This is a genomic window from Mangrovimonas xylaniphaga (assembly GCF_001280435.1).
Classification (GTDB): Bacteria; Bacteroidota; Bacteroidia; order Flavobacteriales; family Flavobacteriaceae; genus Mangrovimonas_A; species Mangrovimonas_A xylaniphaga.
The window spans coordinates 309838-329746 of the sequence record NZ_LBIP01000018.1 but is presented as its reverse complement, the minus strand read 5'-3'; the positions used below and the strand labels follow the sequence as shown (position 1 = coordinate 329746).

Sequence of the window (19909 nt, the reverse complement as noted above, 5' to 3'; positions counted from 1 at the left end):
TTTATGGAGACGCTTCACATTACAAATGGTGGTCAACTCACCAAAAAATTGTTAGAGTACGATATTACCGGTGACATTCTCACTTGGGACGAAATGCTTTGTGAAGGCCCTACCACCGAAGATATCGACTCCAAGGAGTTCGTTCAATTGCGAAAGGAATTCTTTAGGGATATTTACGGTTTGGAATTTGATGAAAAAAAATTCTACATAGACATCAATAAACTTAATAACCCCGAAAACTATTCGGAAATCATCTTGTGGTTTGAATACGATTTATTTTGCCACATCAATCTTATTGCAGTACTGAGCCTTATTCTTCAAAAGAAAATGAACCTCCCACTCTACCTCGTTTGCAGTGGGCGTGTGGAGGGTGAAAAGAACCTTAAAGGACTTTCGGAGCTTACCCAAGATCAACTCTTGGAACATTATGATGACAGGATACTCTTGAAGGATTTTGATATTAATATGGCAGATACTTTATGGAGTATTTACTGCGGAAAGGACCACAACCTGTTAAAACCCTACATTACAACAAATTCTTCTTTTGAATATTTAAGCAATTGCCTAAAAGCACATTTGGAGCGTTTTCCGGATTCTAGAAGCGGATTGAGCGCCTTGGAACAAAACATCCTAATTATTGTTAGGGACAACACCATAAAATCACGCCATCACCTGTTGGGCTACATTTTGAATTACCAAGGATATTACGGTTTTGGTGATATTCAAATTAACCGATTGATTGAGCATCTCTCCATGTTTTTTGATGAAAGTGAAACCGATATTTCACTGAACAGAAAAGGACATGAAGCCCTTTTAAATCAATCGAATTTTGCCATGGACATCAACAATAATATTTGGTATGGCGGTGTGAACCGCTTGGATTTCCAATTCAGCAAACAGGAGAACAAACTCATCAAAACCCCCATAAATGCCATTTAAAGCTTCGGAACTTATTTTAAATCCAGACGGTTCTATCTACCATCTCAATTTATTACCCGAAAATGTTTCCGAAACCATCATTTTGGTTGGAGATCCAGATAGAGTTGATCAAGTTTCTCAATATTTTGATTCCATTGAATTCAAAAAAAGAAAACGGGAATTCCATACCCAAACTGGCACTTATAAAAACAAACGCATAACCGTAATCTCCACAGGAATTGGAACCGACAACATTGACATTGTACTAAATGAACTGGATGCTTTGATGAATATTGATTTTTCCAAAAAGGAAATCAAAGAAAACCTTACTTCATTGGACATTGTTAGAATTGGAACTTCCGGCTCTATACAAGAGCATATTCCTGTAGATAGCTTTGTTATAAGCAAACAAGCTATTGGTTTTGATAATCTTTTGACATTTTACGATTGTAAAGGTTTAGAACTATTGAAAGATGTTTCTGAGAGCTTTATGCAACACACTAAATGGTCCAAAGACAAGTCAAAGCCCTATGTTATAGGATGTGACACTTCTTTGTTTGAACGTTTAAAATCACATGAAACCATTGATGGTTTTACAGGTACCAATGTTGGATTTTATGGCCCACAGGGAAGAATATTGAGATTAAGCATTGAAGATCGGGATTTGAACAGTAAATTAGCAACCTTTAAGCACAAAGGATTATCGATCACCAATTTAGAAATGGAAACTTCTGCTATCTATGGGTTATCAAAATTACTGAACCACAAAGCGGTATCTATGAATGCCATTATAGCAAATAGAGCTACAGGACAATTCAGTAACAATCCTAAAGAGACAATTTCGCGTTTAATACGCTATACATTAGATAAATTAACGGAGAATTAAAGATGAAGACCGTAAAAATAGGTGGAGTACCGGAACATTTTAATTTAGCTTGGTACTTGACTTTGAAAAATGGAGAATATAAGGATGCAGGCATCAATCTAAGATGGAAAGATTATTTTGGTGGCACAGGTGAAATGTGCAATGCCTTGCGTGAAGGAGAAATTGATTTGGCCGTAATTTTAACAGAAGGCATCATTAAGGATATTATTGAAGGCAACCCGAGTAAAATAGTACAAACCTTTGTAGCATCGCCACTTATTTGGGGAATTCATGTCGCTCATGATTCCCAATACCAAACCATAGAAGACCTTAAAGGCACTAGAGCTGCCATTAGTCGTTTTGGCTCTGGTTCTCATTTAATGGCCTACATCAATGCGCAAAATAATGGTTGGAACCCTGAAACGGATTTAGAGTTTGAAGTTATAGACAATTTGGATGGCGCTATAGAAGGACTCACCAACAATGTAGCCGATTATTTTATGTGGGAGAAATTCACCACTAAACCCATTGTAGACAACGGTATTTTTAGAAGGGTTGGCAATTGCCCAACACCTTGGCCCTGTTTTGTGATTGCGGTAAGAAATGAATTTTTGGAAACGAACCCAGAAACGGTTAAAACCATTTTGGACATCGTTAATAATACCACCAAAGGTTTTAAAGACATTCCAAATATAGACCAAACTATTTCGAAAAGATATGATCAAAAATTGGAAGATGTTCAGGAATGGTTAAGCTTAACCGAATGGTCACAAGAAAATCTGGACAAAGAAACTGTTGAAGTAGTTCAAAACAAGTTGTTTCATTTAAACATTATTAATTCTAAAGTAGACTATGAAACCCTTGTTTCTAAAGTTAATTAGAAGTTAACGATATATTATCAACGTTAAATTGGGGTTTATATAAAAATAAAGTCCTAAATTTAGGTTAAAATTTATCCAATCACCACCAACCTATGTTTTTAACCATTGTTTATATTCTTTCTTTTTTAGTCGCATTAAATTTTGCGCTACTCTTTTTTAGTTGCAACAAAACCACTAAAAAAACATCTCAAAAGGAAGTTAAACCAATACCGGTAGTAAAGAAAAAAGTTACCACTCAATCCGCTCCTGTCCAGCTTTCTCGAGCAGCAAGTTAGTTTTACTGAAGTGCTTATTTCCAAACCAATACCCTCTGTTGGCACTTAATGGAGATGGATGTCCAGAAGTTAAAACCTGGTGTTTGGATTGATCTATAAGTTTGATTTTCTTTTTGGCATAACCGCCCCAAAGTAAAAACACAACATTCTCTTTTTGTTCACTAATGCACTTTATGACCTGGTCCGTAAAGGTCTCCCACCCCTTATTTTGATGGCTTCCCGCTTCATGCGCCCTTACCGTTAAAGTAGCATTTAAAAGCAGTACCCCTTGTTGCGCCCATCGTTCCAAGTTACCCGAAACAGGATATGGCACTCCAAGATCGGTTTCAATTTCCTTGAAAATGTTGATTAAGGACGGTGGATGTGCAATACCATCGGTCACTGAAAAACAAAGGCCGTTAGCTTGTTTTGGTCCGTGGTAGGGATCCTGACCAATTATAACCACTTTAGCGTTTTCAATGGGACACCATTCAAAGGCTGAAAATATTTGCTTTTCTGGAGGGAAGCAGATGTGTTGACAATATTCATTTTTTACAAACTCGGTTAAATTTTCAAAATAAGGTTTACTAAATTCTTCTTCTAAATACGCTTTCCAAGTAGGCTCTAATTGTACTTCCATGTAATGTATTTCCTTAATTTTGGGTAATATATTTTATTTGTCCTCAGACCCTGAATCCAAAAATTCCAATATTTTGGTGTTCACCATTTCTGCTTGGTCAATGGATAAAAAATGACCTGCATTCGGAATAATTTCAGCGTCAATATTAGGAATATTTTCCTTGGCAACCTCTAAACTTTTTTCGTTATTTATCAAATCATCATCGCCAATCAATACTAAAATAGGCATTCCCAAGGAATGTAACTCCTCTTTGGAATAGGGCTTCATATCCACTACAAACCTATTGATAGAATCCAATTGACTCCCCAAGAAATATTGATCGATATACGTTTGATCTATCTTCTTCACATTTGCAGACATCGATTCCAAAACATTCTCCAAACGCTTTTTTTCTGGAGACAAGGCATATATAATATTGGCCAACAAGCCTGTGCTGGGCTGAATCCATTTAAAAGTCTGAGCAGGACTTAATAGAATCATTTTCTTAATTTTAGTTTGCTCATGTAAAGCTATTTTCACCGAAAGCCAACCTCCTCGAGAGGCTCCAATAATATTGAACTTCTCAAGTTGCAACTTTTGAAAAATCTCAAAATACCAAGACACAATCGATTCAATGTCCTTCACTTCTCCCATCAAATCAGATTTTCCTGGTTCAATGAGTAAATCAATAGCAAACACACGATGATTTTTAGACAAAGCTTTAGCATTGGGGTACCAACTTGTGGCACTGGCATTCATTCCATGCAACAAAACAATCGGCTCACCATTTTTTGGACCGCTTACGATTACATGGGCCATACCAAAACTGGTTGGCACGTAAAGTTCTTCATAATTCGTACCCCACAATTTCAAAGCCTTATCGTAAGCTTCAAAATATGGACGCTGCTCCTCATTCATTTGTAAGATATATGAAGGCTTTGCTTTAAATTCAGCATAATCATTGTAGTTCTTTTGACATTGAATTGTCAAAATCCCAACAGCAAATAGCCATAAAAGTGTCCTGATTTTCATGCGTATGAATTTATTCTCAAATCTAAGCATTTAAAATTCAATTACTGAGAAAACAATTCACCTCAAAACATGCAACCGCTTTTAAAACATAATACGTAACTTTGCTTTCTTGTAAAATTTAGATAGTTTCGTCTGCCCTTTTTATTGCAGGAATTCCATGATAAACATTCATAAAAAAACATTACAGGATATAGAGTTCAACGTTGTGCTCTCACAAGTATCTGAACATTGTATTACGGATTTAGGCAAAACTGAAACCTTAAAAATTGTGCCGTTTCCAGATAAGGAGACTTTACACATGGAATTAGGTTTCACCAACGAATATTTGTCCTCCTTTTATAATGAAAACCGCATTCCTAATCATGGTTTCGATTCCATTGCAAAAGAACTCCAATTTTTGAATTTGGAAGGGGCTTTTTTGGATCCTTATGGCTTCAAAAAAATTGTAAATATCTCTGTGACCACCAACGAAATATTGACGTTTTTAAAGAAGTTCGAGGATTACTACCCAAGTCTTAGTAAAAATGCGGCTTCCATTGAAATTACCAAAATTCTTATCGATAAAATAAACACGATTGTTGATCGATTTGGGGATATTAAAGATGGTGCCAGTGAACACCTTTACGAAATAAGGCAAGCCATTAATTTGATTAGGGGAAAAATAAACCAAAGTTTTGTTACGGCGCTAAATGCCTATACCAGTCAGGACTTTTTGGATGACATCAGAGAAAGTGTCATTGAAAACAAACGGGTTTTGGCTGTTAAGGCCATGTACCGCCGAAAGGTAAAAGGCAGTATTTTGGGAACCAGCAAAACAGGAAGCATCATTTATATCCAACCGGAAGCGACCTTTCATCATGTTCGGGAACTCAATAATTTGGAATTTGATGAAAAAGAAGAAATAGAGCGCATTTTAAAAGCCCTTACGGAATTTACAAGGCCATTTGTGGACCTACTGAAGCAATATCAAGCGTTTCTTGTAAAAATGGACGTTGTTTTTGCCAAAGCAAAATACGCTCAATCTATGAATGCTGTTTTGCCTGAAATAAATGATACCAAAACTTACACGGTTAGAGATGCCTTCCATCCACTATTGTTGCTTTCAAACAAGAAAAAAGGTCTAAAAACATTTCCACAAAGCATTGAACTTAATTCTGAAAATAGGATTATAGTAATTTCAGGACCTAATGCAGGAGGAAAAAGTATCACATTGAAAACCATAGGCATTCTGCAAGTAATGTTGCAAAGCGGGATGCTTATCCCTGTGCATGAACGCAGTTCTCTTTGTTTGTTTGACAGAATCCTCACCGATATTGGAGACAATCAATCCATAGAAAATCATTTAAGTACCTATAGTTATAGGCTAAAACAAATGAACTACTTCCTAAAGAAATGCAATCATAGCACCTTGTTTTTGATTGATGAATTTGGAACAGGAAGTGACCCTGAATTGGGAGGGGCTTTGGCTGAAACCTTCTTGGAAGAGTTCTACCATCGGGAAGCGTATGGCATCATAACCACCCACTACTCCAACCTAAAAATATTGGCCAACGAATTGCCATACATGCAAAACGCCAATATGATGTTCGATGAAAAGAGTTTGGAGCCCATGTTTAAATTGGTGTTGGGACAAGCAGGAAGCTCCTTTACTTTTGAAGTTGCCCAAAAAAATGGAATCCCGTACAGTTTGATCAATAGAGCGAAGAAGAAAATTGAACGCGGTAAAGTAAGGTTCGACCAAACCATTGCTAAACTTCAAAAGGAACGCTCTAAACTGGAAAAAACCGAAAGGTCCTTAAAAGTCAACGAGCAGAAAAAGCAAAATGAGGCGGAACGATTGGAAGAAATCAATTCCAAAATCCAGAAAAAGCTGGAAAGCTATCAAGAATTATACGACAGTAACCAACGCTTGATTTATTTAGGTCAAAAAGTAAACGAATTGTCTGAAGGCTATTTTGAGAACAAAAAGAAGCGCCAACTTATGGACGAATTGTTCAAATTGGTGCAAATAGAAAACTCCAAGCGTAAAAAGGTTTCGGCCAAAAAGAAAAAAGAACAAAAAGCCAAAGAACAAAAAGTAAAACAGGAAGCAGAAAAAAAGGTTGAAGAAATCCGACAAAGGAAAAAAGTAGCCAAGGAAAAAGCTGCCCAACAACCAGCTAAACCAAAAGTTGCTTTAAAAGTTGGCGACCGCGTGAGAATGCAAGACGGAAAAGCCGTTGGAAGTATTGACAAAATAGAAAAAAACAAGGCTACCGTAAACTATGGTATCTTTACCACGACTGTAAATATTGACCAGTTGGAACTTGTCCAAAGACAAAAATGATAACATTGCCAGCAAATAAAGAATTGATTCTGTTTGATGGAGTTTGCAACCTATGCAACACTTCCATACAATACGTCATCAAACATGACAAACAGAATAAGTTTGTATTTGCAGCCTTGCAGAGTGACATTGGAAAATCCGTAATTAAAGAACACGGTATTGACACAACCAAAATAGACTCCATTTTACTGCACAAGCCTAACAATAAAATATACTACAAATCGACTGCAGCACTTAAAATTGCCTCAAAATTAGGATTTCCAATATCAATTATGAGCATTTTTTTGATTGTACCAACTTTCATTAGAAATTGGGTATACGATTTCATAGCCAAAAATCGCTATAAATGGTTTGGCAAAAAACAATCGTGCATGATCCCCACACCAGAACTCTCCTCAAAATTTCTTGATTAGAGAAAATTTGGATTAATAAAATTCGTACATTACCATCATAAATTACTGATTATTAAAATTTTATTGTAATTTTAATTACCACCTAAATTTTGCATTCTGGTGGCACCAGAACCATATTATTAATCCATTTTTAACTTCTTATGAAAAATACCTTAAAAATCTTTTCGGTTTTATTGTTGTTTATTGTTGTTACGGGCTGCTCAAGTAGTATCAAAGTGTTGGATTCTTGGAAATCTGATAATGTAGCCCAAATCAAGGACAACAATGTTTTGGTCATTGCCAGAACAGATAATAATCAGGCGCGAATCGCTTTTGAACGCGATATTGCAGACAAACTTATCAGCAATGGTATTAAAGCTACTCCAAGCTATTCTGTGCTACCATCCACCATTAAATTGGAAGAAAAGCACACTGAAGTGGAGCTTGAAAATTTCAAAACCTTTCTAAAAAATGAAGGCTATAATGCCGTTGTTTTAACAGTAATTAAAGACTACCAAGAGGCCTCAAAAACCTATACCGATGGAGGTTACTATGCAGGGGCCACTTATCCAAGCTACTATCCTGGGTATTATGGAGGCTTTTATGGGTACTATATGCACCCTATGTCCTACTCCACCTATGGAAGTTATACACCAATGACCTCCACAACTGTTACCCAAAAAACTTTTATTTTAGAAACTGTGGCATATGACCTTGACCAACCTGATGGTAAGCAATTGGTTGCTGTGGTTACTACCAAAATTGAAGACCCACAGAGCGTCACTAAAAATGCCGAGAAATACACAGAGGAAATAGCAAAAGCGCTTAAATGACAAGGCAATTTGTTATTTTATATTCAATAAAAAAGGTCTTGAAATTCATCAAGACCTTTTTTAACAATTAACAACTAATTAAAAACTAATTTAACTCTATAAATTGCTTTTTAATAATGCTTACAACCAACCTCTTGAGTAATAAGACATTATTCTTTAACCATTTTAAAATTACATATTCCTACTCTTTTTTGTTAAAATTATCGTTTAGTGGCAAAAAAAATTGATTAACATATTAAAAATACAAATATCCTCCATAAACAACCATTTCTTACACAAACTTCATCCATTTAACTCATCGAAAAAAACATTTCACTAAACAAATTGGAGCCTTAACTCATTTCCTTTTCCTTACTTTCCTATTCCATGATAGTTTTATGACACTTTAAAACTACAATCATGAAATCATACGTTATCCTTTTTCTTTTCCTTACAGCTGTTTGCTTTGCAAATACAAATGAAACAGAGTCTTCATTAAAGGAAGTCACCGTCTACCTTGATGGTGCCCAAATAACCAGAACTGCCACTGTAAACTTACCTGTTGGAACTTCGGAATACACCTTTTCCAAACTTTCCCCTTATATTCAGGAAAGCAGCATTCAAGTTTCAGGCTTGCAAAACGCCTCTATTCTCTCTATCAATTATGGTATCAACTATCTTTCCAAACAACCAAAAACCAAAGAAATAGAAGCCCTTCAGGAGCAAATAAAATCCATTTTGGATCAAATTCAATTTGAAGATGATTTAATTGCTGGGTATAAAGAAGAATTGTCTATCATTCAACAAAATCGCCACTTGGGTAGTGACACGCAAGTGGTTTCTTTGGAAAAACTAAAGCAATTTGCCGCGTATTACAGACAACGAATTACCGAAGTGAATACTTTGATATATGAGTCTTACAAAAAGAAAAGTGATTACGAAGACAACATTGCAGACATTAGAAAACAGCTTCAAGAATATAATGTTGAAGAAAAAGTTCAGACTGGAGAAATCAAAGTGAAATTCAATACCACAATACCAACTGCCCTCAATATCACTTTAAAATATAATGTCAATAATGCGGGATGGTTCCCTACCTACGATTTAAAAGCCAACAGTATCAATGCTCCCATTGACATGCAATATAAAGCACATGTATACCAAAACACGGGTGTAGATTGGAACGATATAAAAGTGACGCTTTCCACCAGCGATCCCAACACCAACAACGAAAAACCAGATCTAGATCCTAAATACCTAAAATTTATAACCCGAAATAGTCATTACGAAAGAACACGAGCCACAAAAAGCTATAATTACAAATACAACCCAATGGTACAAACCGTATCTGGTATCGTAACTTCAGCGGCTGATGGATTACCTCTACCAGGAGTAAATGTTACGGAAAAAGGAACCAGCAATGGTGTACAAACCGATTTTGATGGCAAATATACATTGCGAACCACTGGAGGCAAAGAGCTTGTATTTTCCTTTGTGAGTATGATGACGGAAGAACTCCCTATTCATTCCAGCATTATGAATGTAGCCTTGGAGGAAGATGTGGAAGCCTTTGAAGAAACTGTGGTTGTCGCTTATGCAATAAGGCCAAAATCTGATAATACTCCTGGTTATACAAACAAAGTACAGGCCATGATGGATAATGCAAATTTAGATGATACTTCATATACAGGAGCAGTTAGTACCTTAAAAGGCAAAGTTTCAGGCCTAGACGTAAATATTAGAGGAATTAATTCAATCTCAAATTATAGTGAACCATTATATGTTCTTGATGGGGTTCCTATCTCCGAAAAGGAATTTGAAAATATATCACCAAACAGTATTGCTTCAGTAGAAATATTGAAGGGTAGCGAAGCTTCGGGACTCTATGGAAGTAGAGCATCAGATGGTGTCATTATGATTTCTACAAAAAAACTTACCGCTACGGGAGAAGTCATTGAAGAAGGTGTTACCAACAAGCGTTTCGAAATACAAAAGACCTACAGCATGCCTTCCAACGGAGACATCACAGTAATTGAAATTGATAAATTCTCGATTCCGGCAAGCTATTCCTATTATGCGGCACCTATCTTAAACGAAAATGTTTTTCTAACAGCAAAAATTGGGAATTGGGAACAGTACAACTTACTGCCCGCCGAAGCGAATATCTATTTTGAAGGCAGTTACTCAGGGAAAACCAATATCAACCCACAAACTACTACAGATACCTTAACCGTATCCCTTGGGGTTGATCCTAACGTGGTGGTGAAACGAAATCAAGTAAATGATTTTAAAAAGACCAATTTTATAGGAAACAATAGAATTATCAACAAAATGTATGAACTAGAACTAAAAAACAACAAACAGACTCCTATCGATATTGTGATTATGGACCGTATTCCAATCAGCCAAAACAAGGATATTAAAGTTGAGGACATCGAAACCGGAACCTCTCAGTACAATGATGAAAAAGGATTGATGGAATGGAAAACAGTACTTTCCCCTGGCGCTACAGATACTTTCAAATTTTCATACTCGGTAAAATATCCTAAGTACAGGCAAGTCAACCTATAAAGGCCCCCAAAATCCCAGCACGATTACATCAACTTAAGCCTGTCTTCCGTTAGGCAGGAACCTCTTAAGTTCCCAAGTGAGACATGTCTAATCTCCCTTGGGTAGCAAAAAACTGCTAGAACCATCGTGTTGGGATTTCTTTTTTATCAAAATTTAGACTGGATTTTGAATGCTGGAAATTAAGCTTCGGTTAACGATCCCCATTCCGTCCAAGAGCCATCATATACTGAAATATTTTCATATCCAGACAGTTCCGCGCCCAAAGCCAAAATACAGGCCGTAATGCCTGATCCACAGGAAAACGTGATAGCGTCTTCAGGTTTTGCTAAAGCAGCAAATAGCTCTTTTAAGTTTTCTACATTTTTAAACACCCCATTCTCAAGCAAGTCTGTGTAAGGTAAGTTCACCGAATTGGGAATAGAACCACTTCGCAAACCTGCTCTTGGCTCCACTTCCAAGCCTTTGAATCTACTTTCCGAACGGGCATCAATGATGGTTTGAGTACCTTCTCTGGATTCCTTCAACATATCCTCAAAAAACTTCATGAATTGTGGATGGTAACTTCCTGTAAAATTCCCTTTAACGCCCGTATAAGCTGCCTTAGGCTCCACTGCAAAACCAGACTTGATCCATTCTGGAAGTCCGCCGTCCAACACAGCTACATTATCATATCCAAAAGCTTTAAAAAGCCACCATGCCCTTGCACTTGAATAGATTCCTTGATCGTCATAGACCACAATTGCACTATCATTGTTGATTCCCAAGTTTTGGGCTTCCAAAACAAATTGTGCTTCGGAAGGAAAAGTATTTGGAAATTCCCCAAATGCATCACTGAATTTGTGTTTCAAATCAAAAAATCGCGCTTGAGGAATTTGCACTCCTGATTCCGCTTTCGAATCGGCTGCCACAGCTTTCGGAATGGTTGCGTCCAAAACAACCAAATTAGGCGCTTCCAAATGAGCATTTAGCCATTCGGCAGACACCAAAGGGCTAGGTAATATAATAGGTTTCATAATTAAATTAAATTGATGTTTGTTGCTTGGTGTAGTTATCGTCCCAATTCCTTACATGAGGTTCCCCAAGTTTTCCAACCGATTTGGCAACAATCATGGAAACTGCGGCATCCCCAGTTACATTTACCGTGGTACGACACATGTCCAAAGGTCTGTCCACTGCAAAAATCAATGCTAAACCAGCTTCAGGAATTCCTGCCTGAGCCAAAACAATCACCAGCATTACCATACCTGCTCCCGGCACTGCCGCACTCCCAATGGAAGCCAAAGTGGCCGTAGCAATAATTCCCAATTGCACCCCAAAACTTAATTCCATACCAAAGGCTTGAGCGATAAAGACTGCTGCAACAGCTTGGTACAAACTGGTACCATCCATATTGATAGTAGCTCCAATAGGCAAGACAAAGCTGGTCACTTCTTCTTCCACACCTAAATGCTCTTCAACCCGTTCCATGGTAACGGGAAGGGTTGCCGCACTACTACTGGTTGAAAATCCGAGTAATTGGGCTGGGGCAATTCCGTTTAGGAAGAAAAGTGGCGATTTTTTTGTGAATAAGAATACCAAAATCACATATACCACCATCATGAGCAATAAACCCAAAACCACACAAAACGCATACCATCCCAAAGCCGCAAACAAATCGGTGCTAGGAGATTCAACCACTAAAGCAGCCAAAAGTGCAAATACACCAAAAGGCGCAAATAACATGATCAGGTCAATGAGTTTAAGAATAACTTCGTTAAAACTATCAAAGAATAATTTGACAGGTTGTGCTTTTTCCTCAGGAATCAAAATAAGACCAATTCCAAAAATTATAGCAAAGAAAATCACTTGAAGCATGTTACCATTATCACTGGCGGCATTAAAAATATTACTAGGGACGATATCTTCCAAAGCCTGCAAAGGACCTGCATTTTTCTGTTTTTCAGCAGCGGCAATTTTGGAATCAGCATCGCCTTTATAACTTTCCACAAGTTCCATACGTGTCGCCTCAGTTATCGAAGCCCCGGGTTTTATAAAATTCACCACCAAAAGCCCAATAGAAACAGCGATGACTGTGGTAAAAATATACAACCCAATGGTACGACCTCCCATTTTGGATAATTTTGAAATGTCCTTTAAATCGGAAACACCTTTTATCAGTGAGGCCAAAATTAACGGCACTGCAATGAGCTTTAGCAAATTGATAAAAATGGTTCCAAAGGGTTTGATCCAATCGGTAATGAAGCCACTGCCCCATTCAAATTTAGCCATTACTAGGGCAAAGACTACCCCTAAAACCATTCCTAAAATTATTTGCCAATGCAATGCCAGTTTCTTCATAGAATCATTGTTCTTTTAATTATTGATAAGATTTATTGAGCAACATGAAATCGGCCAAAACCAAGGCTGCCATAGCCTCCACAATTGGTATTGCCCTAGGAACTACACATGGATCATGACGTCCTTTCCCTTGCATTTCTACAAGTTCGCCTTCTGCACTCAACGCTTCCTGCTTTTGCATTACTGTTGCCACAGGCTTAAAGGCCACCCTAAAATAGATATCCATACCATTACTGATGCCTCCTTGAATACCTCCCGAGAGGTTTGTTTTGGTAGAACCATCAGGATTAAACAAATCATTATGCTCACTACCTTTCATTTTGGTGCCACAAAACCCACTTCCATATTCAAATCCTTTAACAGCATTGATGGACAACATGGCTTTACCCAATTCGGCGTGAAGTTTATCAAATACAGGTTCTCCCAAGCCAACAGGCACATTGCGAATCACACAAGTTACCGTTCCTCCTATGGTATCTCCTTCTTTTCTGATTTTCTTGATTCTGGCAATCATTTGCTCAGCCACTTCAGCATCGGGACAACGCACGGCATTACTTTCCGTTTTGGAAAAATCAAGTGCTTGATAAGGCTGTTCCAAATAAATATCACCAACCGAAGAGGTATAGGCGTTTATTGTAATTTCACCAAGGACTTGTTTAGCAATGGCACCTGCAACAACCCTTGATGCTGTTTCACGAGCAGAGCTTCTTCCTCCTCCTCGATAATCTCTGGTGCCATATTTCTGTTGATAGGTGTAATCGGCATGGCTTGGACGGTACACATCCTTAATATGGCTGTAATCCTTCGACTTTTGATTGGTATTGTGAATTGTAAAACCAATGGGCGTTCCTGTAGTAACGCCTTCAAAAATACCCGACAAAAATTCCACAGTATCTGGTTCCTTACGTTGGGTAACAATGTCTGATTGGCCAGGTTTTCTTCTGTCCAATTCCTGTTGAATTGCCTCAAAATCCAATTGGATTCCCGGAGGACAACCATCGATAATTCCCCCAATTGCAATACCATGCGACTCCCCAAAAGTGGTGAGTTTAAATAACGTTCCAAAGGAGTTTCCTGCCATACTACTATTATTTTATGCTAATGTAATTGTATTCTCAGAGAATCAAAAATGTAAAACCACAAAGCTCCTATTTTATTCATTTCCACATAACAATATCTTAACAGAATGCTCACGGTTAATTAATTACATCTTAATCTTTAAGTAATAAAGAAAAGTGTTATTTGTACCAAACAACTTTATAAACTCTTGAAAATTAAAAGAAAAGTAGAAATCGCCGTAATCTCTGATGTCCATCTAGGAACCTATGGGTGTCATGCCAAACAATTATTGACCTATTTAAACAGCATTCAACCTAAAAAACTCATCTTGAATGGGGACATTATTGACATTTGGCAGTTCAGCAAACGGTACTTTCCAAAATCCCACCTAAGAGTTATCAAGAAAATTATGGACATGTCTGCCGACGGTGTTGAAATTATTTATGTTACAGGCAACCATGACGAAATGCTTCGTAAATTTAGCGACATGACCATCGGAAATATTTCTATAGTGGATAAAGCGGTTTTGGAATTGGACGGCAAAAAGGCATGGATTTTCCACGGGGATGTATTTGATGTCTCTATTCAGAATGCCAAATGGTTGGCCAAATTGGGAGGTTATGGATATGACTTATTGATATTATTAAACCGTCTCAGCAATTGGCTTTTGGAGAAATTGGGAAAAGAGAAATATTCCTTATCCAAAAAAATCAAAAACAGCGTAAAGCGCGCCGTGAAATACATTAGTGATTTTGAACAAGTAGCTTCGGACCTTGCTATTGAAAATGGCTATGACTATGTGATTTGTGGTCACATTCACCAACCAAAAATGGTGATTAAAGAGAATAAATACGGAAAAACCATGTACCTGAATTCAGGGGATTGGATTGAAAACTTTACTGCTTTGGAATACCAATTCAAACGTTGGAAAGTCTACAGTTATAACAATGACAAGCTATCTCCTTTCTATGCAGATGAAGATATCAAGGACATGGAAGTAAAGGATTTAATTGCTGCCATTACCATTGTAGACCAACACGCCAAACACTAATTTCAAATTAAAGCTTGTCTCAGAATTGTAATAGGATGTAAAGCTTCTACCGAAGTTCCATCTTTTATTTGGTGTCTACAACTGGTTCCATTCGCAGCAATAATGACATCTTTTGAAGCATTTCTAATTGCAGGAAAAAGAGTTTGCTCACCAATGTTCATGCTTACTTCATAATGTTCCTTTTCATAACCAAAACTTCCAGCCATTCCACAACAACCACTCGGGATTAGGGTAACCTTATAGTTTTTAGGGAAATTCAACGTATCAAAACTCGCTTTTTGATGGCTCAAAGCTTTTTGATGGCAATGCCCATGAAATTTAATGGTCTTGGGCTCTTGGGTAAACTGCTCTTTTTTAATGTTTCCTAAATTGATTTCATTCTGAAAAAATTCCTCAAACAAAAACGTATTGGCCGCAATAGAATTGGCTGCCTCCCTGTCATCTGCCAACGTAAGATATTCGTCCCTAAAAGTTAAAATTGCTGACGGTTCAATACCTACTAAAGGGGTTTCTTTTGAGATTTTACTTTTGAACAATTCTACATTTATATCTGCTACTTTTTTAGCCTGTTCCAACAACCCTTTGGACAGAAAACTCCTTCCTGATTCTACATTCTCCAAAACGATGACTTGGTAATTTAGGCGCTTCATCAACTCTAGAAAATCAACACCTATATTGGTGTCCAAATAGTTAACAAATTCATCATTAAACAGATAGACAGATTTTACAAAACCACCTTCAATAGATTGATTTTCAATCGATTTAAAAACACCGCTTAAACTCTTAGGTGAAATAAAAGGAAGCGTTCTTTCAGAGGCTACCTGCATAATATTTTTCAATCCAGAAGCGATGGTTTTGTTGGAAAACATAAAGTTAGTAAGTCTTGGTGACAGACTCCCAAACCTGTTCAGGGCATTATTGTAGACGAATAATTTGGTACGCCAAGAGATGCCGTTTTCTTTTTGGTACTGATATAAGAACTCCGCTTTCAAACGTGCCATATCCACGCTGCTCGGGCATTCACTGGCACAGGCCTTACAGCTCAAACACAAATCGAAAACCTCCTTTAATTCCTCATGGTTAAATCTATTTGGCTTTTCGCTATTGGTTAAAAATTCCCTTAAGGTATTTGCTCTGGCTCTTGTGGTATCCTTTTCATTTTGGGTTGCTCGATAACTTGGGCACATGGTCCCTCCAAATTCAGGTAGTTTTCTACAATCGCCCGAACCGTTACATTTTTCGGCTTCTCGCAGAATACCTTGAGACTCCGAAAAATCCAAAAAGGTTTCTATTTCTGGTTCCTTTCTATCCGCAACATATCGCAAAGATTGGTCCATCGGAAATGCTTCTACTATCTTTCCTGGATTGAATATGCCTTTAGGATCAAAAGCTGTTTTGATACGTTTCAGAATTTGATAATTCTCATCACCAATCATGAATGGAATGAACTCTCCTCTCACGATCCCTTCGCCGTGCTCCCCACTCATGGCTCCATTGTATTTTTTCACTAAATGGGCCACATCAGTCGTGATTTTTCTAAATAGCAATACATCGTCACTTAATTTCAAATTCAAAATGGGACGCAAATGCAACTCTCCAGCACCTGCATGCGCATAATAAATGGCCTTTTGGTCATACCCTTCCATTAGTTTTGTGAACTCACTAATATAGGCATCCAAATCTTCTAGCGCGACAGCTGTATCCTCAATACAAGCAGCCGACTTTTTATCGCCAACCATATTCCCTAAAAGTCCTAATCCAGCTTTGCGCAATTCAATGGCCTTATCCATCTCATCTCCATATAACAAGGCATTTGCATAACTTTTGGTTTGTACTTCAATATCTTTTAGCAAATAGGAAGTCATTTCCTCTACTTCCGTTTTGCTGTTAGCCCTCACTTCGCACATCAAAATAGCCTCGGGATCTCCTTCTATAAACTGCCTGTTTTGTTGCTGTGTTTTGTTGTGCTTGGTCAAATCCAGAATGGTTTTATCCATCATTTCGCAACTGTACAAATCGTGCTTCATTACTGGTACAACTGCCTTCATACAGTCGGCTATTGAAGTAAAATGAAGAGCTATCATGATGCTTTCTGTAGGTGACAAGACATCAAGTTGCAAAGTAATTTCTGTTGAAAAAGCCAAAGTCCCTTCACTGCCCGCCAAAAGCTTACACATATTAAATGAGGTCTCTGTTTCCGAAAATATTTCAGATTTTATCAATTCATCTATGGCATAGCCTGTATTCCTTCTGTGAATTTCTGGTTTGGGATAGGTGGTAATGATTCTCTCCTGAACTTCTTTTGATTCCAATTCTTCATAAATCGTCTTGTAAATATCTCCTTCTTTATCCTTTTGATGACGCTTTTGTAGGAATTCCTTTTTTGAAATCGATTCAAATAGAACAGTACTTCCATCACTCAAAATTGTTTTTAATGCCAATACCTTATCCCTAGTAACTCCATATTTAATGGAAGTCGATCCCGAAGAATTGTTCCCAACCATACCGCCAATCATACAACGATTGGATGTGGACGTGTTGGGAGAAAAGAAGAGACCAAAAGGTTTTAGATAGTTGTTTAAGGCGTCCCTAACCACTCCCGGCTGCACAGTTACGGTACGTTCCTTTTCATTGATGTTTAGAATCTTTGTAAAATATTTCGAGACATCCACAACAATCCCGGGCCCCACACATTGCCCAGCCAAAGAAGTCCCTGCTGTACGCGGAATCAAGGAAGTGTTATTGTTGCTTGCAAAGCTGATAAGAGCTTGAATATCCTTTTCAGATTTTGGATAAGCCACGGCCAAGGGTAACATTCTATACACCGAAGCATCGGTGGCATACAGGGCTTTCATTAAATCGTCATAATATAATTCGCCATCCAACTGCGCTTCTAATGTTTGCAAAGCCTTAGTCATTCCCTTACAATATTTTAAGTGATTTATGTGTTTAGAATTTCGACTAAATTAGAATAAGAAATCCAATTTTAACATATTTTCAACGTTATTCTTTATTAAGCCAATTCCAAAAGTTGTAATTTCGATTTAACAAATCTTAAACTTAAATTACTTATGAAAAAATTGTTTTTAATAGCATTAGCCTGTATTGGTTTTTCGTTTGCTTCCCAAGCGCAGATGATTTCTCCAAACGCCATTGGTCTACGCTTAGGTGATAGCGACGGGATTGGTGCTGAAATCTCTTATCAAAGAGCCCTTGGCTTGGACAATCGTTTGGAAATTGACTTTGGTTGGCGTGATGGTAATCACCATGACGGAGTTAAATTAACTGGAATCTACCAATGGGTTTGGAACATTGATGGCGGCTTTAATTGGTATGCAGGACCCGGAGGAGGATTAGCATCCTATTCTTATGATGACTACTATCACAATGACAAATGGCACCATGATGAGCATGACACCTTTATCTTTATTGGTGGAGATGTGGGAATTGAGTACAGTTTCGATTTCCCGTTATTGCTTTCTTTAGACCTAAGACCTGAATGGGGCTTTGGAAATGGAGACCACGACAATAATGATTTAGACTTTGATCTGGCCTTTGGGGTGAGATACCAATTCTAGAGCAAACAACATTCTTATAATAAAAAAACCACCTTTTACGGGTGGTTTTTTTATTACAGAACAGAAGTAAATCACTTTAAATGACCACGCTGTTTTTTAAAGTTCTTTCATAAATGGCCTCATACTGCGGCACTATTTCGTGAATGTCAAAATTTGCCGCTTGCGCTTTAGCTTGTTTTTTAAAGAGCTTAAGCGTTGATGGCTCACTTAAAATAGTTAGAGCATTTTTACTCATGCCCTCAACATCCCCCACAGGACTTAAAAATCCAGAGACACCATTGATGTTCACTTCTGGAATTCCTCCGGAATTGCTGGATATAACAGGTACACTAGAAGCCATGGCCTCTAGAGCAGCCAAACCAAAACTTTCAGTTTCCGAGGGCAATAAGAACAAATCTGAAAAACATAGAATCCTATCTATTTCATTACTATTTCCAAAGAATACCACTTTCTCCTGAATGCCCAATTCTTCACACAACCTTTCTGCGGGTTCTTTTTCCGGTCCTTCTCCTACCATCATCAATTTGGCTGGAATTTCCTTTTGAATATTATAGAAAATCTTCACTACATCTGTAATACGCTTCACCTTTCTAAAGTTACTGATATGGGTTATGATACGTTCCTCTTCATTGGCCATCATACTACGTTGACAGTTGGTGAAATTGTTTCTGTGTTTATCCATATCAATAAAATTGGTCACCACATCAATATCCTTTTTGATATCGAACAAACGAAGTGTGTCCTGCTTTAAATCTTCAGAAACAGAAGTCACCGCATCAGATTTATTGATGCTAAAAGTAACCGCCGGTTTATAAAAGGGATGACTTCCTACCAAGGTAATATCGGTTCCATGGAGAGTCGTTACTATTGGTACATAAATGCCCTCCTCAATCAACATTTTCTTGGCCATATAGGCTGCATAGGCATGTGGAATGGCATAGTGCACATGCAAAATTTCAATGCCATGTAATTTCACCATATCTACCAATTTGCTGGAAAGTGCCAACTCATATGGTTGATAATGGAATAACGGATATTCCGGCACATTCACCTCGTGAAAATGCACATGGCTTCCCAAAAGCTCTAACCTTACAGGCTGTTTATACGTAATAAAATGAACTTCGTGCCCACGTTTGGACAATTCTATACCTAATTCGGTAGCTACAACCCCACTTCCTCCAAAAGTAGGATAACATACTATACCTATTTTCATG

The 19909-nt window shown here is 37.6% G+C and carries 16 protein-coding genes; 9 read left to right on the top strand and 7 right to left on the bottom strand.

Annotated elements, in window-relative coordinates:
- Window positions 1-3: 3 nt before the first annotated feature.
- Genes ZA06_RS12495 through ZA06_RS12485 form a run of 3 tightly spaced genes read left to right on the top strand, consistent with a single transcriptional unit; the run spans window position 4 to window position 2664 of the window.
- Window positions 4-939, top strand: a complete 936-nt coding sequence (locus ZA06_RS12495) for a hypothetical protein (protein WP_053977805.1) — start codon at window positions 4-6, stop codon at window positions 937-939.
- Window positions 929-1804, top strand: a complete 876-nt coding sequence (locus ZA06_RS12490) for a nucleoside phosphorylase (protein WP_053977804.1) — start codon at window positions 929-931, stop codon at window positions 1802-1804. The genes ZA06_RS12495 and ZA06_RS12490 overlap by 11 nt, the downstream gene beginning before the upstream one ends.
- 2 nt (window positions 1805-1806) lie before the next feature.
- A complete protein-coding gene (locus ZA06_RS12485) occupies window positions 1807-2664 on the top strand; it encodes a substrate-binding domain-containing protein (RefSeq protein WP_053977803.1) in 858 nt (285 codons plus the stop codon).
- Between the two features lie 228 nt (window positions 2665-2892).
- On the opposite strand, the gene ung is transcribed toward ZA06_RS12485, so the two are convergent.
- Together ung and ZA06_RS12475 are read right to left on the bottom strand one after the other, a co-directional pair.
- Window positions 2893-3558 (bottom strand): uracil-DNA glycosylase, encoded by a 666-nt coding sequence (ung, locus tag ZA06_RS12480; RefSeq protein WP_053977802.1) that lies wholly within the window; start codon window positions 3556-3558, stop codon window positions 2893-2895.
- 33 nt (window positions 3559-3591) lie between these two features.
- A complete protein-coding gene (locus ZA06_RS12475; RefSeq protein ID WP_053977801.1) occupies window positions 3592-4569 on the bottom strand; it encodes an alpha/beta fold hydrolase in 978 nt (325 codons plus the stop codon).
- A 157-nt stretch (window positions 4570-4726) separates the two neighbouring features.
- Here ZA06_RS12475 and ZA06_RS12470 point away from each other — a divergent pair, with 157 nt between their 5' ends.
- From ZA06_RS12470 to ZA06_RS12455, 4 genes are all read left to right on the top strand, one after another.
- Window positions 4727-6895 (top strand): endonuclease MutS2, encoded by a 2169-nt coding sequence (locus tag ZA06_RS12470; protein ID WP_053977800.1) that lies wholly within the window; start codon window positions 4727-4729, stop codon window positions 6893-6895.
- Window positions 6892-7308 carry a thiol-disulfide oxidoreductase DCC family protein gene (locus ZA06_RS12465; RefSeq protein WP_053977799.1) on the top strand — a complete coding sequence of 139 codons (417 nt, stop codon included), beginning with the start codon at window positions 6892-6894 and terminating at the stop codon, window positions 7306-7308. The genes ZA06_RS12470 and ZA06_RS12465 overlap by 4 nt, the downstream gene beginning before the upstream one ends.
- 140 nt (window positions 7309-7448) lie before the next feature.
- On the top strand, window positions 7449-8120 hold the full coding sequence (locus ZA06_RS12460; RefSeq protein WP_053977798.1) for a hypothetical protein: 672 nt from the start codon (window positions 7449-7451) through the stop codon (window positions 8118-8120).
- A 399-nt stretch (window positions 8121-8519) separates the two neighbouring features.
- The gene (locus tag ZA06_RS12455) at window positions 8520-10670 is read left to right on the top strand and encodes a DUF4139 domain-containing protein (protein ID WP_053977797.1); all 2151 of its coding nucleotides are present in this window, start codon (window positions 8520-8522) and stop codon (window positions 10668-10670) included.
- A gap of 179 nt (window positions 10671-10849) precedes the next feature.
- Here ZA06_RS12455 and ZA06_RS12450 read toward each other — a convergent pair whose 3' ends face one another.
- Genes ZA06_RS12450 through aroC form a run of 3 tightly spaced genes read right to left on the bottom strand, consistent with a single transcriptional unit; the run spans window position 10850 to window position 14088 of the window.
- Window positions 10850-11683, bottom strand: a complete 834-nt coding sequence (locus ZA06_RS12450) for a sulfurtransferase (protein WP_053977796.1) — start codon at window positions 11681-11683, stop codon at window positions 10850-10852.
- A gap of 7 nt (window positions 11684-11690) precedes the next feature.
- On the bottom strand, window positions 11691-13007 hold the full coding sequence (locus ZA06_RS12445) for a dicarboxylate/amino acid:cation symporter (protein ID WP_053977795.1): 1317 nt from the start codon (window positions 13005-13007) through the stop codon (window positions 11691-11693).
- Window positions 13008-13026: 19 nt separating this feature from the next.
- Window positions 13027-14088 carry a chorismate synthase gene (aroC, locus tag ZA06_RS12440; protein WP_053977794.1) on the bottom strand — a complete coding sequence of 354 codons (1062 nt, stop codon included), beginning with the start codon at window positions 14086-14088 and terminating at the stop codon, window positions 13027-13029.
- Window positions 14089-14274: 186 nt separating this feature from the next.
- On the opposite strand from aroC, the gene ZA06_RS12435 reads away from it, so the two are divergent.
- Window positions 14275-15117, top strand: coding sequence for a UDP-2,3-diacylglucosamine diphosphatase (locus ZA06_RS12435; protein WP_053977793.1), 843 nt, complete (start codon window positions 14275-14277; stop codon window positions 15115-15117).
- Between the two features lie 2 nt (window positions 15118-15119).
- On the opposite strand, the gene ZA06_RS12430 is transcribed toward ZA06_RS12435, so the two are convergent.
- A complete protein-coding gene (locus tag ZA06_RS12430) occupies window positions 15120-18035 on the bottom strand; it encodes an FAD-binding and (Fe-S)-binding domain-containing protein (protein ID WP_053977792.1) in 2916 nt (971 codons plus the stop codon).
- 153 nt (window positions 18036-18188) lie between these two features.
- Between ZA06_RS12430 and ZA06_RS12425 the strand changes: the two genes are divergently transcribed.
- Window positions 18189-18695, top strand: a complete 507-nt coding sequence (locus ZA06_RS12425; protein ID WP_053977791.1) for a hypothetical protein — start codon at window positions 18189-18191, stop codon at window positions 18693-18695.
- A 76-nt stretch (window positions 18696-18771) separates the two neighbouring features.
- On the opposite strand, the gene bshA is transcribed toward ZA06_RS12425, so the two are convergent.
- On the bottom strand, window positions 18772-19908 hold the full coding sequence (gene bshA / locus ZA06_RS12420; RefSeq protein WP_053977790.1) for an N-acetyl-alpha-D-glucosaminyl L-malate synthase BshA: 1137 nt from the start codon (window positions 19906-19908) through the stop codon (window positions 18772-18774).
- Between the last annotated feature and the right edge of the window lies 1 nt (window position 19909).

Coding starts and splice junctions, on each gene's coding strand:
- ZA06_RS12495 (WP_053977805.1), top strand. CDS start 4: ATGGAGACGCTTCACATTACAAATGGTGGTCAACTCACCAAAAAATTG.
- ZA06_RS12490 (WP_053977804.1), top strand. CDS start 929: ATGCCATTTAAAGCTTCGGAACTTATTTTAAATCCAGACGGTTCTATC.
- ZA06_RS12485 (WP_053977803.1), top strand. CDS start 1,807: ATGAAGACCGTAAAAATAGGTGGAGTACCGGAACATTTTAATTTAGCT.
- ung (WP_053977802.1), bottom strand. CDS start 3,558: ATGGAAGTACAATTAGAGCCTACTTGGAAAGCGTATTTAGAAGAAGAA.
- ZA06_RS12475 (WP_053977801.1), bottom strand. CDS start 4,569: ATGAAAATCAGGACACTTTTATGGCTATTTGCTGTTGGGATTTTGACA.
- ZA06_RS12470 (WP_053977800.1), top strand. CDS start 4,727: ATGATAAACATTCATAAAAAAACATTACAGGATATAGAGTTCAACGTT.
- ZA06_RS12465 (WP_053977799.1), top strand. CDS start 6,892: ATGATAACATTGCCAGCAAATAAAGAATTGATTCTGTTTGATGGAGTT.
- ZA06_RS12460 (WP_053977798.1), top strand. CDS start 7,449: ATGAAAAATACCTTAAAAATCTTTTCGGTTTTATTGTTGTTTATTGTT.
- ZA06_RS12455 (WP_053977797.1), top strand. CDS start 8,520: ATGAAATCATACGTTATCCTTTTTCTTTTCCTTACAGCTGTTTGCTTT.
- ZA06_RS12450 (WP_053977796.1), bottom strand. CDS start 11,683: ATGAAACCTATTATATTACCTAGCCCTTTGGTGTCTGCCGAATGGCTA.
- ZA06_RS12445 (WP_053977795.1), bottom strand. CDS start 13,007: ATGAAGAAACTGGCATTGCATTGGCAAATAATTTTAGGAATGGTTTTA.
- aroC (WP_053977794.1), bottom strand. CDS start 14,088: ATGGCAGGAAACTCCTTTGGAACGTTATTTAAACTCACCACTTTTGGG.
- ZA06_RS12430 (WP_053977792.1), bottom strand. CDS start 18,035: ATGACTAAGGCTTTGCAAACATTAGAAGCGCAGTTGGATGGCGAATTA.
- ZA06_RS12425 (WP_053977791.1), top strand. CDS start 18,189: ATGAAAAAATTGTTTTTAATAGCATTAGCCTGTATTGGTTTTTCGTTT.
- bshA (WP_053977790.1), bottom strand. CDS start 19,908: ATGAAAATAGGTATAGTATGTTATCCTACTTTTGGAGGAAGTGGGGTT.